This window comes from Mycobacterium sp. UM_Kg1 (assembly GCF_000972925.1).
Taxonomy (GTDB): domain Bacteria; phylum Actinomycetota; class Actinomycetes; order Mycobacteriales; family Mycobacteriaceae; genus Mycobacterium; species Mycobacterium hiberniae.
In genome coordinates this window covers 1-835 of record NZ_JRMK01000327.1, presented here as the reverse complement: position 1 = coordinate 835, position 835 = coordinate 1, and the positions used below count along the sequence as shown (strand labels likewise).

General features: G+C 69.7%; 1 protein-coding gene. It reads left to right on the top strand.

Translation table 11 applies throughout. The annotated features are described in order from the left end of the window. Positions 1-777: 23S rRNA (adenine(2503)-C(2))-methyltransferase RlmN (gene rlmN, locus LI92_RS21375; protein WP_046322574.1), on the top strand; the 777-nt coding region annotated here is incomplete at its 5' end. Positions 778-835 lie beyond the last annotated feature (58 nt).

Here is an 835-nt window from a genome sequence, read left to right as displayed (position 1 = left end):
GATGTGTATAAGAGACAGGTGTGCATCTCCTCGCAGGCCGGCTGTGGCATGGCATGCCCGTTCTGCGCCACCGGGCAGGCCGGGCTGACCCGGAACCTGTCCACCGCCGAGATTCTCGAGCAGGTGCGGGCCGCGGCAGTGGCATTACGGGAACAAGGTGCCTCTCGGCCGGCGGGGGATCGGCTGTCCAACATCGTCTTCATGGGCATGGGGGAGCCGCTGGCCAACTATGCCCGGGTGGTGGCAGCCGTGCGGCGGATCACCGAACCGCCGCCGAACGGCTTCGGGATCTCGGCGCGGGCGGTGACGGTGTCCACCGTCGGACTGGCGCCGGCGATCCGCAAGCTCGCCGACGAGCGCCTCGGGGTGACGCTCGCGCTGTCGCTGCACACCCCCGACGACGAGCTGCGCGACACCCTGGTGCCGGTCAACAACCGGTGGAAGGTCGCCGAAGTTCTTGACGCCGCACGCTATTACGCCGACGTGACCGGCCGGCGGGTGTCGGTGGAATACGCGCTGATCCGCGACGTCAACGACCAGCCCTGGCGGGCCGACCTGCTGGGGAAGAAACTGCACAAGGCACTGGGGCAGCTGGTGCACGTCAACCTGATTCCGCTCAATCCCACGCCGGGCAGCCAATGGGATGCCAGTCCCAAGCCGGCGGAGCGGGAGTTCGTGCGACGCGTGCGGGCTCAGGGCGTGGAATGCACGGTCCGCGACACCCGCGGCCGCGAGATCGCAGCCGCCTGCGGCCAGCTGGCGGCCGAAGGTCGGTAGCTGGAGCGCAGGCGCATCGGCACCGCTGCGGCCAGCTGGCGGCCGAAGGTCGGTAGCT